18 protein-coding genes are annotated in these 22,223 nt (G+C 46.5%); 14 read left to right on the top strand and 4 right to left on the bottom strand.

What is annotated here, in order from left to right:
- Nucleotides 1–50 precede the first annotated feature (50 nt).
- Nucleotides 51–3,914, top strand: coding sequence for a YhdP family phospholipid transporter (locus HMPREF3144_RS06315; RefSeq protein WP_070476978.1), 3,864 nt, complete (start codon nucleotides 51–53; stop codon nucleotides 3,912–3,914).
- Nucleotides 3,915–3,994: 80 nt separating this feature from the next.
- On the opposite strand, the gene HMPREF3144_RS06310 is transcribed toward HMPREF3144_RS06315, so the two are convergent.
- On the bottom strand, nucleotides 3,995–4,444 hold the full coding sequence (locus tag HMPREF3144_RS06310) for a hypothetical protein (RefSeq protein ID WP_018026311.1): 450 nt from the start codon (nucleotides 4,442–4,444) through the stop codon (nucleotides 3,995–3,997).
- A 243-nt stretch (nucleotides 4,445–4,687) separates the two neighbouring features.
- Here HMPREF3144_RS06310 and HMPREF3144_RS11695 point away from each other — a divergent pair, with 243 nt between their 5' ends.
- The 5 genes from HMPREF3144_RS11695 (at nucleotide 4,688) to lon (ending at nucleotide 10,900) form a co-directional block, all read left to right on the top strand.
- Entirely contained in the window at nucleotides 4,688–4,843 is a 156-nt protein-coding gene (locus tag HMPREF3144_RS11695; RefSeq protein ID WP_168163058.1) for a hypothetical protein, read from the top strand.
- A 150-nt stretch (nucleotides 4,844–4,993) separates the two neighbouring features.
- On the top strand, nucleotides 4,994–6,298 hold the full coding sequence (gene tig, locus HMPREF3144_RS06305; RefSeq protein WP_036557230.1) for a trigger factor: 1,305 nt from the start codon (nucleotides 4,994–4,996) through the stop codon (nucleotides 6,296–6,298).
- A complete protein-coding gene (clpP, locus tag HMPREF3144_RS06300; protein ID WP_018026314.1) occupies nucleotides 6,298–6,948 on the top strand; it encodes an ATP-dependent Clp endopeptidase proteolytic subunit ClpP in 651 nt (216 codons plus the stop codon). Before tig ends, clpP begins: the two co-directional genes overlap by 1 nt.
- 29 nt (nucleotides 6,949–6,977) lie before the next feature.
- Nucleotides 6,978–8,279, top strand: a complete 1,302-nt coding sequence (clpX, locus tag HMPREF3144_RS06295; protein ID WP_168163061.1) for an ATP-dependent Clp protease ATP-binding subunit ClpX — start codon at nucleotides 6,978–6,980, stop codon at nucleotides 8,277–8,279.
- Nucleotides 8,280–8,395: 116 nt separating this feature from the next.
- The gene (lon, locus tag HMPREF3144_RS06290; protein WP_018026316.1) at nucleotides 8,396–10,900 is read left to right on the top strand and encodes an endopeptidase La; all 2,505 of its coding nucleotides are present in this window, start codon (nucleotides 8,396–8,398) and stop codon (nucleotides 10,898–10,900) included.
- Between the two features lie 64 nt (nucleotides 10,901–10,964).
- On the opposite strand, the gene HMPREF3144_RS06285 is transcribed toward lon, so the two are convergent.
- Entirely contained in the window at nucleotides 10,965–11,666 is a 702-nt protein-coding gene (locus HMPREF3144_RS06285) for a hypothetical protein (protein ID WP_070476974.1), read from the bottom strand.
- 264 nt (nucleotides 11,667–11,930) lie between these two features.
- Between HMPREF3144_RS06285 and thrS the strand changes: the two genes are divergently transcribed.
- The 6 genes from thrS to ptsP all read left to right on the top strand — a co-directional run bounded on the left by thrS (nucleotide 11,931) and on the right by ptsP (nucleotide 18,064).
- Nucleotides 11,931–13,889 (top strand): threonine--tRNA ligase, encoded by a 1,959-nt coding sequence (gene thrS, locus HMPREF3144_RS06280; RefSeq protein WP_070476971.1) that lies wholly within the window; start codon nucleotides 11,931–11,933, stop codon nucleotides 13,887–13,889.
- 13 nt (nucleotides 13,890–13,902) lie between these two features.
- On the top strand, nucleotides 13,903–14,454 hold the full coding sequence (gene infC, locus HMPREF3144_RS06275) for a translation initiation factor IF-3 (protein WP_225792292.1): 552 nt from the start codon (nucleotides 13,903–13,905) through the stop codon (nucleotides 14,452–14,454).
- 145 nt (nucleotides 14,455–14,599) lie between these two features.
- Nucleotides 14,600–15,559, top strand: coding sequence for a glutathione synthase (gshB, locus tag HMPREF3144_RS06270; RefSeq protein WP_070476969.1), 960 nt, complete (start codon nucleotides 14,600–14,602; stop codon nucleotides 15,557–15,559).
- 10 nt (nucleotides 15,560–15,569) lie between these two features.
- Nucleotides 15,570–15,977 (top strand): PTS sugar transporter subunit IIA, encoded by a 408-nt coding sequence (locus HMPREF3144_RS06265; RefSeq protein ID WP_070470350.1) that lies wholly within the window; start codon nucleotides 15,570–15,572, stop codon nucleotides 15,975–15,977.
- 26 nt (nucleotides 15,978–16,003) lie between these two features.
- Nucleotides 16,004–16,273, top strand: a complete 270-nt coding sequence (locus HMPREF3144_RS06260) for an HPr family phosphocarrier protein (protein ID WP_018026322.1) — start codon at nucleotides 16,004–16,006, stop codon at nucleotides 16,271–16,273.
- Between the two features lie 36 nt (nucleotides 16,274–16,309).
- A complete protein-coding gene (gene ptsP / locus HMPREF3144_RS06255) occupies nucleotides 16,310–18,064 on the top strand; it encodes a phosphoenolpyruvate--protein phosphotransferase (protein ID WP_070476967.1) in 1,755 nt (584 codons plus the stop codon).
- Nucleotides 18,065–18,268: 204 nt separating this feature from the next.
- Here ptsP and HMPREF3144_RS06250 read toward each other — a convergent pair whose 3' ends face one another.
- Nucleotides 18,269–19,486 (bottom strand): NAD(P)H-dependent flavin oxidoreductase, encoded by a 1,218-nt coding sequence (locus tag HMPREF3144_RS06250; RefSeq protein ID WP_036557209.1) that lies wholly within the window; start codon nucleotides 19,484–19,486, stop codon nucleotides 18,269–18,271.
- A gap of 465 nt (nucleotides 19,487–19,951) precedes the next feature.
- On the opposite strand from HMPREF3144_RS06250, the gene HMPREF3144_RS06245 reads away from it, so the two are divergent.
- Nucleotides 19,952–20,854, top strand: a complete 903-nt coding sequence (locus tag HMPREF3144_RS06245) for a prolipoprotein diacylglyceryl transferase (protein WP_070476965.1) — start codon at nucleotides 19,952–19,954, stop codon at nucleotides 20,852–20,854.
- A gap of 105 nt (nucleotides 20,855–20,959) precedes the next feature.
- The gene (locus tag HMPREF3144_RS06240) at nucleotides 20,960–21,217 is read left to right on the top strand and encodes an accessory factor UbiK family protein (RefSeq protein WP_018026327.1); all 258 of its coding nucleotides are present in this window, start codon (nucleotides 20,960–20,962) and stop codon (nucleotides 21,215–21,217) included.
- Between the two features lie 99 nt (nucleotides 21,218–21,316).
- Here the strand turns inward: HMPREF3144_RS06240 and serB are convergent, their stop codons facing one another.
- Entirely contained in the window at nucleotides 21,317–22,162 is an 846-nt protein-coding gene (serB, locus tag HMPREF3144_RS06235; RefSeq protein ID WP_018026328.1) for a phosphoserine phosphatase SerB, read from the bottom strand.
- Nucleotides 22,163–22,223: the final 61 nt, after the last annotated feature.

The following is a 22,223-nucleotide window of genomic DNA, read 5'->3' as shown; positions in this document are numbered from 1 at the left end:
CAGTATGATTGGCGTTCTCATTAAATTATCTTGGCACTTAAGAGTTAGTTTTGAAGCGGGCTTTTTCCAGCGTATTACGTTTTACTACCTATCTACTTGGCATCCTGATTGGGCTTTTTCTGCTTATCAGCATCGTCCTAGTAGGCTATGTTACGCCACGTCTAGATCAATGGCGGGAGCCGATTCAAGCGATGGTGCAAAAGCATAGTGGCATGCCGATTGAGTTTGGCGGCATCTCTTTGAGTTGGGATGGGATACAGCCGCAATTAATACTGAGTGATATCCATTTTCGTAATCCCGTTAAAGCGCATACTACCCAGGCATTGCCTCCCGCTTCGGCAGAGGAGCTGCGACTGAGTCTGGCGCTGGGACTTAGATTTTGGCAAGGTGAATTGCTTAGTGTTAGCCTGAGTAATTCTCAGCTACCGGTATTTATTGATGGCGCAGGTGATGTGTGGGTGGGGCAGCATCGTTTGCCAATGAGTGATGTTAGCTTTAGTAAGTTGCCCGAGGGGGCGCATGATACGGAGGCGCCTGATAGTGCGACCTTTATTGCGGCACTGAGTAATTTTCTCACCCAGGATTTTAGTGAGCAAATTGATTTATTAGGGCGGGATAAACTGTTTAAATGGCTAAAAAAGCTCTCGATTGAGAATTTAAGGCTCAGCGTGCGTGATGCTTCCACTGAAAATGCGGCCTTTGATTTTGAGCTGTTATTGAAAAAAGCGCAGCTAACGATAGAGAATCAGCGCATTAAAAGCGAGCTTGTGCTACATGCGGATAGGGTATCTGAGCATGACATTATTATCGATAGTCTGATTGATTATCATGACTTTGAAGTGCAGAAAAACCGTGCGGTATCAGGCCATTTAAGTGTGCATGCACGTGACATCGTGCCTGATCAATTATTACCAATGGCAATGGCACAGTATCAAATTGAGCAGCTAGTGGTGCGCCAATTTGATCTCAAGGCGCAATTGCATCAGGGGTTTTGGGAGCGTTTTGAGAGCGCCGTGCAATTAAGCGATTTTGTCATGCCCCAAGCCCAGTTTAAAGGGCTTGACCTGAGTCTACGTGGTGAGGTTGCGGATGCCTTAGCCGCTGTGAGTAGGCAGGGTCATCAGCATGCACCACTGCATTTTCAGACCCGGTTGGAAGATGCTCGGGTGCATGCGAGGGATTATTTTCGCCATGAGTTTGAATTAGCGCAAGTCAGTATCAATGGCGCCTATGAATTGGATGATGCAGCCTTACCCGTCTTGTCCGTGCAGGCACTACGGGTGGACGATCCAAATGTGCAGCTAAAAGCACAAGGCAGTTGGCATGCAGTGCCAGATCACGCCAGTGGGCATCTACAGCTATCAGGTGATATTCAGCAGCTGCAGGCAGCTTATTTGCCACGTTTACTCCCTATCGTGATTGGGGCGGATGCCTTGGATTGGTTAGATGGGGCTTTTCTTAATGGTACCTTGGAACATGGCAATTTTGAAATTGATGGTTTAGCCGACCACTATCCCTATGGACGCTATCCACAGTCTGGTGTCAATCGCATTATTGCGCATTTTAAGGATATGTCACTGGACTTTGACCATCAAGCCACAGGGGATAAATGGCCGGTGCTGCATATGGAGCAGGGTACCTTTCAGTTTTTAAATGATCGCATGGTGATTGATGCGAATCGTGGCTGGATGAATAATTCAGCAGCTGAGAAAAGCATTGTCTATGATAATTTGCACGCGACGATTGACTCCCTTGAAGCAGACACAAACTTGCAAATCACAGCGGTTGCAGAGAGTTCGGCTGAGCAATTTTTGGGGCTGATGAAGGAAACGCCACTCAGTGCCTTATTGAATCATGCCTTAGATGAAAGTGAGGCCACGGGTGAGCTGCGCGCCTCTTTGCAGCTAGGCATTCCACTCAAGGCGATGGACAGTGCCACGATTGAGGGTACGCTAATCGCACAGGACGCTAGCTTTAGATTCACACCGGCTTTTCCAAAGGCGACGGCAATGAACGGACGCTTATCCTTTAATGAACGCTATTTGAGCGTCGATAATGTCAAAGCGCAACTGTTGGGTGGTCCGGTGCAATTGAGTGGTGATATCGGTCGTGTTGGTCATGCGTTTACGATGCGTGGGCAATTGAGTGGTGAAGGGATTTATGATTACTATTCATTGCCAGGCCTACGTCAGCTTAAGGGTTTGACGCCCTATGAATTTAGATTGCAATTCTTAGATAAGGAGGCTTTTGATGCGAAGCTGACTAGCGATTTAATCGGGCTGGCCATTGATTATCCTAAGGTGTATGTAAAAGCGGCAAGCCGTGCAGCGCCCTTAGTGGTGCAGTGGCAACGTCGTCCGGCTCAGGCTGCCAATCAGTTTATTGATCGTATCAGTGCGGATTATGATAAAAAAGCATTGCAGCTGAGCAGTGAGTTTTTTAGTGATAATCGTCAGGGCTTAGCATTTAGCCGGGGTGCCCTTGGCTTTAGTGAAGTGCCGGTATTGCCGGAGCGCGGCTTGTATTTGCATGGTAGTGTTGACACAGTTGATGTAGATGCGCTTAGCGATTGGATTAAACGCTTTGGTTTTGCTGATAGTGGTGACAGTGAGTCTACCCTTAGTGGCTTTGATGTGCGGGCAAAGGAGCTGCTCGTGGGCGGATTGACACTGCCTGAGGTGCGTGTGAGCAGTCAGCTAAAAAGTGTTAAACATTTACCCTTATCCTTGTCAGGTCCCACCATCACGGGACAGCTACAGCTTCAAGAAAGTAGCACGGCTAAGGGTGCTTATGATGTGAGGGCGGATATTCAGCACTTGCATTGGCGCTTAAATGAGCAAGCCCCCTCGCTAGTGGATGAGACGGCGAGTAGCAATAGCCCCATTAAAAGCTCAGCTGATAGTCCTTGGAGGCTTAATAGTTTACATTTAAACATCAAGGACCTAGCTTTTTATCAATATCATTTTAGGAATATTGAGGCTCAAGGTGAGGCAGAGGATACACGCAATTGGCGTCTAGATAAATTAGCTATTCAAGATCAGGAGGCGCATCTTTTTGGGGCAGCCTATTTGCGTCAAGTCAAAGACAGACTCAATGCGGATATTAGCTTTAATATCAATGCCTTAAATACCGGTGCTGTATTTAAGGCTTTTGCGCCTGGTGAGGAGTTACTCACGGGCCATGGCGATATTCAAGGGAGCGCAACCGTTCGCGATGTCCTGAATTTTGAGACTGAGCAGATGGAATTAAATGTGCTAGGCGTATTGCGTGATGGCCATATTAATCATGTTAGCAATGGTGCAACGCGAATTTTGTCCTTACTATCATTGCAGGCCTTAAGTAAGCTACCCGAGTTGCATAAGATATTTAGTTCCGAGGGGAAAAATGCCATTAATTACAGCTATTTACGCTTTCATCTGGGGCTAAAAAACGGTGTCTTATGGTTGCCCGACTTTAGACTGGATAGTCCGCTCCTCGCCATTGTGGCGCAAGGACAGGGTAATTTAGCGAGTAAAGTCATTGATTTGGATGTGGTGGCAGTACCGCATCTGGATATTAGTGGTGCTGCCGTGTTAACTGGGGTCCTAGTTAATCCGGCTGTTGGTGTGGCGGCATTTTTATCACAATGGCTTTTACGAAGTCCCTTAGAACAGGGTTTAACTCAGCGCTTTAAGGTGGGCGGTACACTGGATGAGATTCATATTGATGGGGTGCCGATTGAGCAGTCTAAAGCGAGTGAGACCAAGACTCAGATGCTAGAGTCTGATTCGACACCGACCATACCGGCAAGGCCACAAAGTGATACTAAAGAGGATAAAGGCTCTGAACTGAAGCAAATTGAGTTACCCTCAAAGCCGATTGAATTGGTGCCGGATCATGTCAAGCAACAAGAGACGCCAATTATTATCAATTAGTGATGGGCATAATAAAGCCGATTATCATTGACCCAAAATTCGAGTCTTGATAATCGGCTAGCGTGCTGTGAAACAGCAATTTATTTGCGACCGAATAGCAGACGATCAAAGATTAAACCGCCAAACATACTTAAGGCAGCAATCGCAGCCCAAGGGGCGGCCACATTTTGAAAAGCAATTAAATACAAGGCGGTACCCGTCAACATACCAATCACGGCACGTAAGGCCAGATAGGCAAAGTTTTCATCACTAAGGCGGCAGCAAGCGCCATCCATCTCGGCAAATCGCAGCTCACTATCCTGGCAGAGGCAGTTCTTAGCCGCCATAATCAGGGCACCAATTGCTCCGAAGAACATGGATAAAAAGCTCACTGACCAAGTAATTAAGGTAATAAATAAAGAAAAAACAATCAGCGCAATCACAAAGGTGCCGCTACTGAATAAAGTCTTTTTAGGCGCAGCTTGCAGCAAATCCTGCGCTTCAGTCGATGCCTCAGCAGCTGGTGTAGGGTCTACTTGATTTTCACTCATAAAAACTCCTATATCTTTATAAAATGTGTGGTCAGTAATGATATGTCTATTGATAAGTAGATAAGCACTACAATATATAATAAGCAATGGGTGGCGCAGTGATCCAGCCCAGGCTATCAATCCTGCACTCAGCCTACCTGCATTTTACACAGAAAATTACAATGTTGCATTCATCGCCATGGTAAAAATCAATACTTATCGTGTTTGAGTGATTTCGACAATCTATTTTATCTGGAGGCTGAAATGAAGTTGATTAAGTATGTATTGCTAGCCAGTCTTTTGCTGCTTAGTGCCTGCAGCAGCTCAGGCACAGGCGTGGGCATTGGTGGCGGCGTAGGCATTGGTGGTAGTAGCAATAGTGGTATCGGTGTTGGTATTGGGGGCGGCATGCGCTTCTAGTGATGCGTAGCGGCGATTGATTAACCGATAGCGGATGTTTTAGACAGTTAGTGTGAGATTTATAGCCCTTTCATGCGTTTACAAGGTAGAATATAGGGTTAAAATTTTATAAATATCTCATCAAACCATAAAATTAAAGGTTGAAATACAATGGAAGTTCAAACTCTTGAAGGCCTAGCTCGTCAAGTTGATCTCGTGTTATCACTTGATGCTATTGAGGCTGAAGTAAAACAGGAATTACAAAAAGTAGCCCGTAAGGTCAAAGTCGATGGATTCCGTCCCGGCAAAGCGCCTTTAGCGGTGGTTGAGCGCTCGCACGGCCCAAGTATCCGTTATGATGTGATTAATAGACGCGTTGGTGAAGAGTTTGATCGCGTTATCAAAGAGACCGATCTACGTGTTGCCGGTTTCCCTGAGATTGTCGATAGCGAAGCTGAAAAAGAAGACGGTAAGTTAGCTTTTACTGCTAAGTTCGAGGTGTTCCCAACGGTTGAGATCCCTGATTTAGGCACACTTGAAGTGACTAAGTACACCAGTGATATCGGCGAGCAGCAGCTTGAAGATACCTTAGCTATTTTGCGTGAGCAGCGTGCTGAGTACAAGCCGGAAGAGGGTCGTGCTGCGCAGGATGGTGATCGCTTATTAGTGGATTTCGTCGGTAAAATTGATGGTGAAGAGTTCCAAGGTGGCCAGGCTGAGGACTTTAATTTTGTCTTAGGTCGTGGCATGATGTTGCCAGAGTTTGAAGAAGCGGCCAAGGGTCTTAAAGCGGGTGAGGAAAAGACTTTTGAATTAAACTTCCCCGAGGATTATCAGGGTCAGGAAGTCGCTGGTAAGACTGCTGAGTTTACGCTTAAGCTTAAGGAAGTGGCTGTGCCTGAGTTGCCTGAGGTAGATGCCGACTTTGCTAAGTCTTTAGGTCAAGAAGACGGCGATGTGGCTAAGCTACGCGAAGAAATTCTTGCCAATATCAAGCGTGAGGGCGATAACCGCTTATTACAGCGCACCAAGTCTAGTGTTCTTGACGCTTTAGTTAATGCCACTGATTTTGAAGTGCCGACTGCCTTGGTGAATAATGAGATTAATGAGCGTATAAACAGTTTACGTGAGGAGTTCGCTGCTCAAGGCATGAAGGACTTTGATTTCTCTCAGATTCCTACTGAAACCTTTAAGCCTGAAGCTGAGCGTCGTGTGCGTTTAGGTCTATTAGTCGCTGAAATTGTTGAGCAGGAAAAACTACAAGCAACCGCTGAACAGGTGCGTGCACGCATTGAAGAGTTTGCTCAAAACTATGAAAAACCTGAAGAGGTTGTTGCCTACTACCTGAGCGACCAAAAGCAGCGTGCTGGTTTAGAGGCCTTAGTGCTTGAGGATAATATGATCGATTTCATCTTATCTAAAGCTAAAGTCACCGAGGAAGAGGTGCCTTTTAAAGAGTTAATGGGACAAGCTTAATGAATCGTCAGTTTACTGATTTTTATGCTTCCATTCATGGTGATGAGTCCGTGCGTCCGCACGGACTCGGCTATATCCCCATGGTGGTGGAGCAGTCGGGTCGCGGTGAGCGCTCTTATGATATCTATTCACGATTACTTAAAGAGCGTGTCGTCTTTATGGTCGGCCCAGTCAATGATCAAACAGCCAACCTAGTGGTGGCGCAGTTATTATTTCTTGAGTCTGAAAATCCTAACAAGGATATTTCGCTCTACATCAACTCACCAGGTGGTGGGGTGTATGCCGGCTTAGCCATTTACGATACGATGCAGTTTATCAAGCCTGATGTATCCACGATGTGTACTGGTTTAGCGGCTAGTATGGGTGCTTTTTTGCTAAATGCAGGCGCCGCCGGTAAGCGTTACAGCCTACCGAATTCACGGATTATGATTCACCAGCCCTTAGGTGGTGCGCAGGGTCAGGCCACTGATATTGATATTCAGGCGCGTGAGATCTTAAGTCTACGCGATCGTTTGAACGCTTTATTGGCTAAGCATAGCGGTCAGTCGATTGAAGTGATTCGTGAGCATACCGAGCGCGATCACTACATGGATCCCGAGCAGGCCAAGCAATTTGGTATTGTGGATAAAGTGTTGCTTAAGCGCGAGTAGTTTTTTGGCACGATTTTTTAAGTAGATAGATTATGACTAGAAGTGGCTCATCTTCGGATAAGCATGTGAAGTGTTCTTTTTGCGGTAAAGGTGCAGATGAGGTTAGGCACCTTATCAAAGGCATTAATAACTCTTATATTTGTGACGAGTGTATCTCAATGAGTAGCGATTTAATTGCTGATTCGGTACGTCAGACGGTCCATGATGATATGGCAAAGGAGTTACCAACGCCGCAAGAGATTAAGGCCCATCTTGATCAGTACGTGATTGGTCAGGACAAGCCTAAGCGTAATTTGGCAGTCGCAGTTTATAACCATTATAAGCGGATTCGTCATCAGCAGAATCGCACCGAGGATGAGGTCGAATTGGCTAAGAGTAATATTCTCTTGATTGGACCTACCGGATCAGGTAAGACCTTATTAGCTCAAACCATTTCACGCTTGTTGGATGTGCCTTTTGTGATGGCTGATGCGACCACCTTGACCGAGGCAGGCTATGTGGGTGAGGATGTGGAAAATATCATCACCAAGCTTTTACAAAATTGCGATTATGATGTAGAAAAAGCAGAGCGGGCGATTGTTTACATTGATGAGATCGATAAGATTACACGTAAGTCTGAAAATCCTTCCATCACGCGTGATGTCTCAGGTGAGGGGGTACAACAAGCCTTACTTAAACTGATTGAGGGTACGGTTGCTTCGGTACCACCGCAGGGTGGACGAAAACATCCTAATCAGGACTTTATTCAAGTGGATACGACTAATATCCTATTTATCGTTGGTGGTGCCTTTGATGGTCTTGATCGGGTGATTCAGAATCGTACCGAGGAGTCTGGTATTGGTTTTGGGGCGGCTGTTCACGCTAAGGAAGAGCGTGCGACCGGTGAGTTATTCCAGTTAGTTGAGCCTAGCGATATCATCAAGTTTGGCTTGATTCCTGAGTTGGTGGGTCGTTTACCGGTGATTGCTGCCTTACAGGAATTGGATGAAGACGCCTTAGTACAGATTTTAACGCGTCCTAAAAACGCCATTATCAAGCAGTATCAGCATCTTTTCGCAATGGAGGGTGTTGAGCTTGAAGTGACGGATGAAGCGTTGACTGCCATTGCTAAGCGTGCGATTGAGCGCAAGACAGGCGCTCGTGGTCTACGCTCTATTGTTGAAAATAGCCTGTTGGATGTGATGTTTGACTTACCGTCTTATCAAGAAATTGCCAAAGTCATCTTGACTGAGGAGGCCGTGGCAGGTTCAGCTAAGCCAATATTGGTTAAGGGGCAACGTAATCTAGTCGCCGCTGACGATGTAGCTAGCTCAATCTCTGATGTATCGTAGCGATAGCATATTACAAGTTTTTTAAAATTTGTTTGACAAACGCAGTTTGGGGCTTGAACTTTCATGTTTAAGCCCCATTATGTCTGAATAATAGTCTTTTGATGGGACAGGAATATATGTCAAATACTAATTTATTACCCGAGTCACCAATTACCTTGCCCTTGTTGCCATTGCGCGATGTGGTGATTTTTCCACACATGGTGATCCCACTATTTGTTGGTCGCTCGCGTTCAATTGCAGCCTTAGAGGAGTCGGTGGCACATACGGATAAGCGTATAGTGTTGGTGGCTCAAAAGTCTGCTAATCAGGATGAGCCAGGCCCCGATGATATTTATCAGATGGGCGTGATTGCTAATGTATTGCAGCTATTGAAATTACCTGACGGTACGGTAAAAGTCTTGGTTGAGGGGATTCAACGTGCGCATTTGCAATCGATTGACGATAGTCAGAGTTTTTTTGCGGCTGATGCCCTACCGGTGCTACCCGACGAAGAGGAGCGCCCTGATCTTGAGGCCATGCGTCGCACCATCACAGAGCAATTTGAGCAATATGCCAAGTTTAATAAAAAGTTAGCGCCAGAGCTCGTGTCCTCAGTGGCTTCCACAACGGATGTACATCGCTTAGCCGATTTAATTGCTTCACACTTAGCAATGAAGCAAGAGCAAAAGCAAGAGGCTTTAGAGACTTTAGATGTTAATGCGCGTTTAGAGTTATTGCTGAACCATATCGAGAGTGAAATTGAAATTCTCCAGGTCGAGCGCCGAATCCGCAGTCGCGTTAAAAAGCAGATGGAAAAGAGTCAGCGTGACTACTATTTAAATGAGCAGGTCAAAGCCATTCAAAAGGAATTGGGCGAGGGCGAAGACGGTGCTGATATTGAAGAGTTGGAGCGCAAGATTGAAGCAGCGCGGATGCCGGCTGAAGCCCGCAAAAAGGCTGAGGGTGAATTAAAGAAATTGCGTCTGATGTCACCGATGTCGGCTGAGGCCGGTGTGGTTCGTAATTACATCGAGACCTTAGTCGGCTTACCTTGGAAAAAACGCAGCAAAATTAATACCTCCTTAGCTGATGCGCAAGCAGTGCTCGATGCGGATCATGCTGGTTTAGAGCGTGTCAAAGAGCGTATTTTAGAGTATCTCGCAGTGCAACAACGAGTGGATAAAATTAAGGCGCCGATTTTGTGTTTGGTTGGTCCTCCGGGCGTAGGTAAAACCTCCTTAGGCCAATCCATTGCCAAGGCGACTAACCGTAAGTATGTGCGGATGGCACTTGGTGGTGTGCGTGATGAGGCGGAAATCCGTGGTCACCGTCGTACCTATATTGGTGCGATGCCGGGTAAAATTCTGCAAAATATGAGCAAGGTGGGTGTACGTAATCCCTTATTTTTATTGGATGAGATCGATAAGATGGGGATGGACTTCCGTGGTGACCCGTCCTCAGCCTTATTAGAGGTATTGGATCCCGAGCAAAATCACACCTTCCAGGATCACTATGCCGAAGTGGATTACGATTTGTCCGATGTGATGTTCGTAGCCACGAGTAATACGCTGAATATCCCACCGGCTTTATTAGACCGGATGGAGGTGATCCGTCTTTCAGGTTATACCGAAGATGAAAAAGTGGCCATCGCAAGTAATCACTTGATTCCTAAGCTGATGACGAATAACGGTCTTAACGATGGTGAACTCCGCATTGAGGAATCGGCTATCCGTGATGTGGTGCGATACTACACGCGTGAAGCGGGTGTACGTTCATTGGAGCGCGAGATTGGTAAGATTTGCCGCAAGGTGGTTAAGCAAATTGTGAGTGCTGAGGCTAAAGCTAAGAGCACCGCGACAGCCGCCAAAAAAGCGACGAAGGCAGCCGCTAAAAAAGCAGCTAGACCTCAGGCTATTGTGGTGACAGCGGATAACTTATCTGATTTCTTAGGCGTAAGACGCTTTAGCTTTGGTTTGGCCGAAGCTGAGAATCAAGTAGGTCAGGTCACTGGTTTGGCTTGGACTGAGGTGGGCGGTGATTTACTGACCATTGAGGTTGCTGTGGTTAATGGCAAGGGTCAAATTCAGCATACCGGTTCTTTAGGTAATGTCATGAAGGAGTCCATGCAGGCCGCCCGTACCGTGGTCAGAGCGCGTGCGCAACGCTTAGGTTTTGCGGATGGCATTTTCTCTAAAAAGGATATTCATATCCATGTGCCAGAGGGAGCCACACCAAAAGACGGTCCTTCCGCCGGTATTGCCATTACTACCGCCTTGGTTTCTGCGCTCTCCGGTATCCCGGTGCGTGCTGATGTGGCAATGACTGGTGAGGTCACCTTGCGCGGTGAGGTACTAGCCATTGGCGGTCTTAAGGAAAAGCTCTTGGCAGCCTTGCGTGGCGGCATTAAGAAGGTGCTGATTCCTCAGGAAAATGTTAAGGATCTGCAGGAGATCCCTGACAATGTGAAAAGTGGTTTAGAGATCATTCCAGTTAAGTGGATTGATCAGGTGCTTGAGGAGGCCCTTGAGTATATGCCGACCCCTTTAAGTGATGAGGAGATTGAGCAATTGGCCGCTGAGGCCGCAGCGAGTGCTAAGGTCAGTGGTGCGACAGATGATGCGGAGACGAAGTTAAAGCATTAATGCCTCACTGATAGGGTTAAAAGGTCGAGCGAATCATTTTCCTCGACCTTTAATTTTTGCAGAGTTATTGTGGGGCAGGGAAGCTGCTATAGCTGCGGATATTCGAGCTACCGCTGGTATTGTTGTTAATAATCGGCGCTGGAAAGGAGCGATTGCCCGTTGGTGCCACGCTAGGTGCCGGGGCAGGGCGGGTTAAATCAGAAATCGCTGCTTGGTTATTAGGGCTGACAGGTGCCGGAAAGCTAGTTGAGCCGCCGCTATCCCGGTCAGGGAATGTTGGCTCAACGATAATCGGTTGTGGGAAGCTACCTTGCTGGCCGCTATCACCAGTATCCGAGTAGGATTGCTCATTGGGTGCGGTCACCACTGGCGAGCCTTGTGGGCTAGGTGGTGCTTGTGGTACTGGGGGCACGGCATTTTGCAAATGTGGGTTGTCATGAATTAACTGACCTGGTGTGCCCATGAGCTCGGCCTCATCATCGCTCGTTTCTTGCTCTGCTGCTTCCTCAGCTTGCTCTGCACTTGCAGGCGCAGTGACGAGGCTGTCCATCGGGTTTTCTGCTGCGGCTTCATCGGCTTCAGCTGGGCTAGTGTCATCCGCTGCTGCACTAGGAGCGTTTGCTTGCTCAACGGTGGTTTCGATTGCAGGCTCTTGATTGTATTTAGGGGCGCGATTCAGAACCCTATAAAAAGAGCTTAAAATAAAAAGAATAATTAAGGCTGAGATGCCGAGTAAGACAAGGGTGGATAGCGATTTTTTCATCATGCATTAAGTAAAAAATCGCCGGCATGCAGAGCCGGCTAATCGATTGAATTATAGTTGGATTTTAGCATACTCGTCGCATTCAATCGCTAAATCACGCGTTCCCGCAGCACAGTGCTGGACTAAGGAAAATAGCGTATTAACAGCCTTTAGGTTTAAAATTCTCTAGTTTAAGTGTTAAAATAGCGAGTGCTAATTTGTGCGAAGATCCTTTTTCTTTGCGGCGCGGATCCTTTGTGTTCGCGTTTTTGTGTTTTAAGGTTCATAATGATTCATATAAGCTTACCCGACGGTTCTATCAAACAGTTTGAGCAACCCGTTACTGTGCATGAGGTCGCTGCCTCTATCGGCTCTGGTCTAGCCAAGGCCGCCTTGGCCGGTAAAATTACCCCTAGCGCTGAGCAGCAGACGAGCAAGACGGAGAGCGAAGGCCGTTTAGTTGATACCAGTTATGTGATCGACGAGGATGTGGCCTTATCGATTATTACGGCCAAGGATGCAGAGGGTTTGGACATTATCCGTCACTCGACTGCGCATTTGATGGCCTATGCAGTACAAGAGCTCTATCCTGAAGCACAGGTGACCATTGGTCCCGTCATTGATAATGGCTTCTATTATGATTTTGCTTATGAGCGTCCTTTTACGCCTGAGGATCTAGCAAAGATTGAAAAGAAAATGCACGAGCTCGCTACCAAGGATGAGGTGGTGACGCGTGAGCTTTGGGATCGCCAAGAGGCGGTAAGTTTCTTTAAGAGCATCGGTGAGGACTATAAGGCTGAGATTATTGCTTCGATTCCTAGCGATGAGCCGATTTCTTTATACCGTGAGGGTGAGTTTATCGATTTATGTCGTGGCCCTCACGTACCTTCAACCGGTAAGCTCAAAGTCTTTAAGTTGATGAAGGTGGCTGGCGCATACTGGCGTGGTGACTCGAATAACGAGATGTTACAGCGCATTTATGGTACCGCCTGGGCGACGAAGCAGGATCAGGATAATTACTTGCAAATGCTTGAAGAGGCCGAAAAGCGCGATCATCGTAAATTAGGCCGTGAGTTGGACTTATTCCACTTCCAAGACGAGGCGCCAGGACTGATTTTCTGGCACGCCAAGGGTTGGCAAATCTGGCAGCAGGTCGAGCAGTACATGCGTCGTGTCTACGTGGATAATGGCTACCAAGAGGTGAAGGCACCGCAGATTCTTGATGTCTCACTGTGGAAAAAGACTGGTCACTGGGACAACTATCAGGATAATATGTTCACCACCGAGTCGGAGAACCGTGTCTACGGATTAAAGCCGATGAACTGTCCGGGCCATGTGCAGATTTTTAATTCAGGCTTACACTCCTATCGTGAGTTGCCGATTCGCTATGGTGAGTTCGGTCAATGTCACCGTAATGAGCCCTCTGGCTCACTGCACGGTTTGATGCGGGTGCGCGGCTTTACTCAGGATGACGGTCATATTTTCTGTACTGAGGAGCAGTTGCAGGAGGAATGTGCTAAGTTTACCGAATTGCTGCAGCAGGTTTACCGTGATTTTGGCTTTACCGAGGTATTATTTAAGGTAGCAACACGACCTGAAAAGCGTATTGGTAGCGATGAGGTATGGGATAAGTCCGAAGCGGCCTTGATGGAGAGTTTAAAGAAATCCGGTTGTGAGTTTGAAATTTCACCGGGTGAGGGCGCTTTCTACGGTCCTAAGATTGAGTATACACTGAGAGATGCTATCGGTCGTCATTGGCAGTGCGGTACAATTCAGGTAGACTTCTCCATGCCTAAGCGTTTGGGTGCGGAGTTTGTGGCTGCCGATGATACGCGCCAGACCCCGGTGATGCTACACCGTGCTATCCTAGGTTCTTTAGAGCGCTTTATTGGGATGTTGATTGAGCATTATGCCGGTGCCATGCCACCGTGGTTGGCCCCTGAACATGTTCGGGTCTGTACGATTTCAGGTCAGTACGATGACTATGCCATGGCAGTGGTAGCACGTCTCAAGGACATGGGTTTCCGTGCCTCGGCGGATATTCGTAACGAGAAAATCAACAAAAAAGTGCGTGAAAATGCCATGCAAAAAGTCCCTTATATTTTAGTGGTAGGGGAAAAAGAACGAGACGAGGGTACCGTCTCTGTACGTGCCCGCGGTAACCACAACTTAGGTGTGATGCCGGTCGAAGATTTTATTCAGCGATTAGCTGATGATATTGCTTTAAAGCGTGATGTGACCGTTTAAAGCAGCTAGTTTAATTAATAACGTATTAGGAGATATTAATATCGCAACTGATAAACAACACCGCACCAATGCGGATATTCGTGCCCCTGAGGTTCGTTTAATTGACGTTGAAGGTGAGCAGTTAGGCATTGTTAAGATTCAAGAGGCATTGCGCCAGGCCGAAGAGGTCGGTTTAGATTTAGTGGAAATTTCACCAAATGCTAAGCCCCCCGTTTGTCGTCTGATGGACTATGGTAAGTTCCGTTATCAAGAACAAAAGCGTCAACAAGAAGCCCGCGCCAAGCAGAAAGTAATTCAACTCAAAGAGGTTAAGTTCCGTCCGGCAACGGATGAGGGTGACTTTCAGGTTAAATTACGTAATGTCAAACGTTTCTTAACAGATGGTGATAAGGTCAAAGTAAGCCTTCGCTTCCGTGGCCGCGAGATGGCGCATCAGGAGCTGGGTTTACAGATGTTGCACCGAGTGCGTGATGAGGTGGTTGATCTTGGTACACCAGAATCGATGCCCAAATTAGAAGGGCGTCAGATGGTGATGATCCTAAGCCCAGGTGGCGCTAAGAAGTAGTTTAGCGTTTGGCTTTAATGCTGCCGACATTAAGCTATCTTGTCACAAGCGATTTTATGCGATTAGCCCTAGTCCCTACGTATTTTGTTAGGGACTAAGGCTTATTTTTTGCTATCCGCTTTTATAAGCGATTTGAGGACGAATTGTGCATATTTTATTTATTATTGACCCGATTGAGAAATTAAGCGCTTATAAAGACAGTTCTGTTGCCATGATGCGGGCGTTATTGGCACGTGGTCATCAGCTAAGCTATTGTTTACAAGGTGATTTGTACCTACTTAATGGTAAGGTCTTGACCTCAGCCCAAGGCATAGAGATTCCTGAGGATGTGGATTTGCATCAAGCACATTGGTGGCGTCTTAGCGGCCCAAGGGTAGAAGCTGAGCTGGCTCAGTTTGATGCTGTCTTAATGCGTAAGGATCCGCCTTTTGATTTAGAGTATTTATATAGTACGCATCTTTTTGATTTGGCGGCAGCGCAGGGAGCACGTATTTTTAATAGCGGTTCGGCTTTGCGTAATCATCCCGAGAAGTTAGCAATTGCTGAATTTCCAGAATACACCGCGGCGACCTTAGTGAGTCGCTCGATGGATCGTTTACGCGCTTTTTATGATGAGCATCAGGATATCGTTATTAAGCCTTTGGATGGCATGGGAGGGAGCGGTATTTTCCGAGTCAAGCCAAATGACGGCAATTTTAGTACGATGATCGAAATGCTGACTGGTAATGGCGCGCAGAGCATTATGGCGCAGCAATTTATTCCTGCCATTAGCGAGGGTGATAAGCGTATTCTTATTATTAACGGGGAGCCGATTCCCTATGTGTTGGCACGTATTCCCAAAGCTGGCGAGCATCGCGGTAATTTAGCAGCCGGTGGACGTGGTGTGGCGCAACCGATAAGTGAGCATGATAAGGCCATGGCCAAGGATGTGGCTAAGCGTCTGCATGGTCGGGGTTTATTCCTGATCGGTCTAGATGTGATCGGTAAGCATATCACGGAGATTAATGTCACTAGTCCAACGTGTTTTGTTGAAATTACGGAGCAGACGGATTTCCACGTGGGCAATCATTTTGCCGAGCAATTGGAACAAGTCCTATCATCCTAAGAGGTATCTTATGGTTCGTATTGCGATCATTGCCCATGAGCCCATGGCATCGGCTTTGCTGGATGTGGCTTTGCATGTGTTTCCTGAAACCACAGATATTTATCCCTTTGATATTCAGGCAAATTGCTGCCCAGATGCCGTCAGTGAGCTGATTTTTGATGCGCTTTATGACATGGATGTGCGCAAGGTCTTGATTTTGACTGATTTATGCGGTGCCACACCAGCTAATATCGCCGTGCGGATTGCTAGTAAGTTAAATGAGCATGCAGTACCCACTGAGTTACTCGGGGGGGTAAATGCCGGTATGGTCCTATCAGCGATTGCCTATCGGGCACATGCGTTATCCGAACTTACGCAAAAGGTGATTGAGGGTGGTATTAAGAGTATTCGTAGTTTGGTTGAGGCCAGAGCCGATTAATTGATTTTCACAAGCGAATCGTAACTATGCAGACAGTTGATATTGTTATTAGTAATAAATTAGGATTACACGCCAGAGCCGCAGCTAAATTGACGCAATTGGCATCGAGCTTTAATAGTGAGGTTTTTATTCGTCGTGGCGAGCTACGAGTTAATGCTAAAAGCATTATGGGGGTGATGATGTTAGCAGCGGGTAAGGGCGTGACCATCACGCTAGAGGTCGAAGGTGAGGATGCTGAGACTGCTGTGAGTGCGATTAAGCAGCTATTTGATGATAAATTCGGCGAAGGTGAATAGTCCTATGGTAGTTAAAAGCATCGTGCAGGAGTTTTAATGGAGAGTTTGGCCACAGGCAAAGCGACGCTATTGCTTAAAGGAAAGGGGGTCTCCAAAGGGGTTGTGATTGGTCGCGCCATTATCGTGGATGAGAGCGATTTAGAAATTCCCCATTACTATCTTAATGCCGCTCAGTTAGATGCCGAATGTGAGCGTCTCGATCGTGCCATTCAAGCGGTTTATGATGAACTGGATCAGTTACAGCGTGAGCTTCCTCAGGATGCGCCAAAGGAGCTTGCTCCCCTATTGAATGTGCATAGTTTATTAGTCAGTGACCCGATGCTGGCGCAAGAGTGTAAAGTCTTAATTCGTGACAATGCCTATAATGCCGAATGGGCCTTGAGTGCTCAGGGGCAGCATTTAGCGCATCAATTTGAGGCGATGGATGACGCCTATTTGCGTGAACGGGCCTTAGATATTCGACAAGTTATAGAGTTAGTTATCAATGAGTTGCAGGGTGGTGGTAATAAGCCCATGGATCTGGTTTCCAAGATTTCCGAAGGGGTTTCCACGATTGTGGTGGCACGAGATATCACTCCTGCTGAGATGGTTAAACTGCGTGCTGCACACTTTGCTGGCTTTATTACCGATATTGGGGGACCTACCTCACACACAGCCATTGTGGCGAGAAGTATGGGTGTACCAGCGGTCTGTGGTGCGACCAATGCGCGTCATCTCATTCATGATCATGATTTAATTGTGATTGATGGTGAAAGTGGTGATATTGTTGTTAATCCCTCAGCCGAGGTTTTACGTTTTTATCAGGCTAAAGAAGAGCGTCTACTTGAGGATCGTTCACAGCTTTGGGAAAATCGCTTATTGCCTGCCATGAGTCTTGATGAACAAACCATCACCATTCTCGGTAATATTGAAAATCCGGAAGAAGCAGGGGAGGTATTGGCTCAGGGTGGCCAGGGTATTGGTTTATATCGTACCGAATTTCTCTTTATGGGTAATCGTGAGGGCCTGCCCTCAGAGGATGAACAATATGAGGCCTATGCCTCTGTCTTAATCCAAATGCAGACTAAGCCAGTGACGATTCGTACCTTGGACTTAGGCTACGATAAAAATATGCAGGGTGAGTTTTCCTCTGCGGTGAATCCAGCCTTGGGGCTACGCGCCGTGCGTTATTGCTTAGCGCAGCCGGAGATGTTTTTGAGTCAGCTCAAGGCCTTACTGCGTGCCGCAAGGCATGGTCATCTTAAGATTTTAATTCCTATGATTGCGAATCATCAGGAAATAGTCGCTGTTAAAAATTTATTGCAAGAGGCTGCTCATCGTTTAAGGGCTGAGGGTAAGGACTTTAGCGAGGACTATGAGCTAGGCGTGATGATAGAAATACCTGCAGTAGCCTATGTGGTGGATTTGATCTTGGCTGAGGTGGACTTTGTTTCTATAGGGACTAATGACTTAATCCAATACATGTTGGCAATTGATCGCATTGATAGTGATGTGGCGCATTTATTTGATCCCTTACATCCGGCTGTGGTGCGGATGATTGCGCATGTCATTGATACTGGTTTGAGTATGAATAAGCCGGTGTCGATTTGTGGTGAAATGGCAGGCGATAGTTTGTATACGCGCTTATTACTCGGTTTAGGCTTAAAGGAATTTTCCATGAGCCCTAAGCAAATCCCTGAGGTAAAGCATATTATTCGCCAAAGTCATATTGCGCAGACGCGCCAGCGAGTCATGCGCAGCTTGAAGCAACACCCAAGGCTTGAGTTGGATGCGCATGGCTTTATTGTGTAATGGTCTGTTATGTAATACGGTCGTTGTGGCAGTATAGCTCATCGACTTGTGTCGGGCCCTTGAGCAAATGCTTAGATCGTTCTGTAACGGGCGTACCAAACTGCTAACTCACGCTGTTGCAATAAAAAACCGGAGTCTCCATTAAAAGAAATTCCGGTTTTGAGCTGTGAGCTTAGCGCCTAAATGGCGCTGGTAGCTATGCTATTAGGATGTTAGTAGCGACTCTTCCTTAAAGCGATGACCTAAGTGTACATCCTCCATGATGCCCTGAGGGTCCTTGCCAGTTAGTAAATAGTGCAAGGTATCGTAGACCGAGCGTCGTTCATGACCAAAGGGGAGGGGATCCTTGCCGCGGAAGAAGAGCCCTTTACGCAAGTCACCGTTAAAGGCGTCAATTAATCTGTCATCGATACAGAACTGACCAATTTTGGAAATACCGTCACGTAGACCACACACACTTAAGCAGTTCACATCATTACGACAACGGCGTTGATCCGCTTTGGCCGCACCCTGTAAACGCTCAACGTTTTGTAAATACTTTTGTAGGAAGGGAGTCATTACGGCACGAGCAGGTAAGCCGGCCACTGAAATAAACTCTACCACATCCTCAGGATTAGCGCCTACCAGGGTTTCTTTAAAGTTTTCGTGGGCATCACCCTCGTGCGTGACGGCAAAGGCCGTGCCGATTTGCACTGCATTAGCGCCCCATGTTTTTAGGGCAGTGTGGATTTTCTTAACCTTGGCCATGCCGCCTGCAAGAATTAAAGGGATTTTTTCACTTTCTAAGCCAAGATTTTTGAAAACTTCTAAAGTTTCCTCAATAACACGGCTGAACGTAAAGCGATCGTTACCTAGGTCGGTTAATTGCGTGGCACCTAAGTGACCACCAGCGTGGTTAGGGTGCTCAATCACAATGGCATCAGGTAGGCGATTTTTCTTCATCCAGCGCTTTAAGACAATATTAATACCGCGGGACTCGGACAAAATAGGAAATAAACAAACATCCGGATGGTCTACCGTCAGATCAGGAAGATCGGTAGGGATACCAGCGCCCATCACAATAGCATTTGCACCGGATTCGCATGCCTGCTTAACTAAAACCTCATAGTCGGTTACCGCCTTCATGACGTTAACCGCAATCATGCCTTTGCCTTCTGAGAGTGCTAAGGCCTTTTTAACCTCACGGTCAAGCGCAATAAGATTTAAACGTGTGTGCTTGTCCTTGTGTGCATCTCGATTAGACTCTTCAAGTAAGTCCGGATGAAGATGGCGTAAATCAATACTCGCAATGGTTCCAATCGCCCCTTGGCGTGCTACGGCACTGGAAAGGCTGCTGGCAGAAATACCCACACCCATACCTCCTTGAACGATAGGGAGTAGTTTTTTGCCGCGAATAATTAGTGGATCATAAGGGTGTTGCATCAAAGTTTTTACCTTTATTGAGAACCGACATATAAATAAGTTGCTAAGCGTTTGTCAATTGTTTGTATTGCTTTAATCTCAGTCTGCCTATTTTAGTGCTTTTGCTACGGTTCTACAGTAATTAGCGTCGTATCGTGAGAAAGAATCTACTCTCTAATACCCGACTAAAATAGTGCGATATATTAAGGCTATATTGTATCTTAGCATTTTAACGCTAAGTTGACGATATATATATTGGGAATTTATCGGCTTATCAGCCAAGGTGAGGCGAAGAATGGTGTAATAACAACGAAAAATATCAGGCGCTAAGTATGAGTTGATGCATTGTAGCTTTCATTACTTTAAAAGTAAATAAATATTGCTATTAATAAGCAATAGCAATAATCGTTTGAACTTATAGCATGCCTCATTAAAATTAATTCATCAAATGTTGTACTAACAATTTATCCTAGAGAGGGGATAGTTATGAAAGCCAAGAAATTAACCTTATTAGCCGCTATTTTATCTGCCTTTGCATTAACTGCGTGTGATAAAGCTGAGGATAAAGCAGCGCCAGCGACACCACCAGCCACTGAAGCGCCTGCAAGCACGACCGCACCTGCCACCTCGACAGACTCTACGGCCGATGCTACTAAACCGGACACAGAGATGAATCAAGCAGATAAAGCAGCGCAACCGAAGTCTGATACCGCTGAAAAAGTTGAAGAAAAAATCGAATCTGCTAAGGAAGCGACCGCAGAGGCTTTAGAATCGGCCAAAGAGTCCACAGCTGAGGCCCTAGATTCAGCGAAAGAAAGCGCTAAAGATATGATGGAGAGCGCCCGTGAAAAAACAGCTGAAGCCGGCGATAAAATTAAGGAAGTAAGCGCCGAAGCTAAAGAAAAAACAGCTGAAGCCGGTGAAAAAATTAAGGAAGCCACTGCCGAAGCCAAAGACAAGGCTGACGAGGCCCTTGAAAATGTACGTCAAAGCTTTAGTGGCGAGACCGGTGTTGATGCAAGCGTTGACCCTAAAGAGCCGATTGAGCCTAGCGTGACGACACCTGCTGCCACAACGGATATGAATAGTACACAGGAGTCAACACCTAAGCCTAGTGATAATCCAGACTTAGTGGGTCAAGTCATTAAAGAGCATGAAGAAAATAAAGAAAAGAAAATCGAGACTCAACCCGTTGAGCCAGCAGCAGCGCAACAATCAGAGGCTGAAAAAGCCTTAGAAGAGGTTAAGGAAGCCGGCGTTAAAGTACGCGATGCGGTTCAGGAAAATGTCAAAAAAGCGGAAGATGCTATTAGCAACAGCACCCAGGAATCTACTACAGCACCAGTTGAAACGGACTCCCAAGCAGGTACGGTAAAACCACAGCAATAGTGTCCGCATTCTTTTGATAAGATTAGGTCCCGAGTTGTGTTAAGTCGCCTCGGGACTTTTTTTCATTTAAAATGGACGTGATAGGTTTTTAAATAAGGATGTACGATGAAAGCTCAGTCATTTTTTGAAGAGTTCCAAAAGGGGATTCAGGATTTAATTGCTAAAAGCCCAGCCGCTGATATTGAGAAAAATGTCAAAGCCTTTATGGCGCAAGGTTTTTCCAGATTGGATCTAGTGACTCGTGAGGAGTTTGATGTACAGGTTGCGATGGTTGAAAAGCTCCGTCAGCGCATTACTGCCTTAGAAGCCTTATTGGCTGAAAGGGATCAACACGAGAACAAGACTTCGCCAACAGAGGATTAAGTTGTGACTGGCCGTTAGCTAGACACGGCGTTGAGGCATACAAAGCAAAGGGGCTGGATTTGATATCAGCCCCTTTACTTGTTAGTAGCTTGAAGACAATCAGTTATCAAAGAAGTTTAGCACCGCATCTAAACCACTATGATTGATGCTAAAACGCGCTGCTTCTTGTACCTTAGGTTTAGCCATATAAGCCACGGAATAATGCACCTGAGACATCATCGGTAGGTCATTGGAGCCGTCACCAATGGCAATACACTGCTCGGGACTGGCACCTAATTGCTCCATTAGCGCAGCGAGGTAATTTTTCTTGGCTGCACCATCCAGAATATCGCCTAACACGCGACCACTGAGTTTATTATCCAGTACTTCCAATTGATTAGCATAGGCGTAGTCTAGCTTTAGTCGCTCTTTCAGGCGTGAGGTAAAGAAGGTAAAGCCACCGGATACTAAAAGGGTGGTAATACCATGCTTTTGTGCTGTTTCAATCAGCCTTTCAGCGCCGGGGTTTAAGCGTAAAATATCGCTATAAATCGTTTGCAGGCAATCGGCTGAGGTGCCTTCGAGTAGGGCCACTCGTTTGAGCAGGCTTTCGCTGAAGTTTTTAATTTCACCACGCATGGTGGCTTCGGTGATTTCTGCGACTTCCTTTTTGCGCCCAGCACAACCGGCAATTTCGTCAATACACTCAATATTGATAAGGGTAGAATCCATATCCATGGCGAGGATCTTAATATCGCTTAGTGAACGCAGTTGATCCAGCACGGCCCAATCTACTTTGTGTTGTGTGCACCATTGCTTAATCTCAGCTAATTGAGATTCATTGAAACCGTTTAAACGAATAACATGATTACGCACCTGAATCACTTGCTCGGCTTCTGCAATGGCAGCGATTTGTTCACGCAACTGTGAGTCTAAAATCGGTGACTGTAAAACCAAGTATCTCATTGACGCTTTCCTTGAAGATAAGATGTGTTTAGTAATAGCTCATTCTAGCGCAGGCACAGTA

Origin of the sequence: Oligella sp. HMSC05A10, from assembly GCF_001808335.1 — a bacterium.
Classification (GTDB): Bacteria; Pseudomonadota; Gammaproteobacteria; order Burkholderiales; family Burkholderiaceae_B; genus Oligella; species Oligella urethralis.
This window is presented reverse-complemented; position numbering and strand designations above follow the sequence as displayed.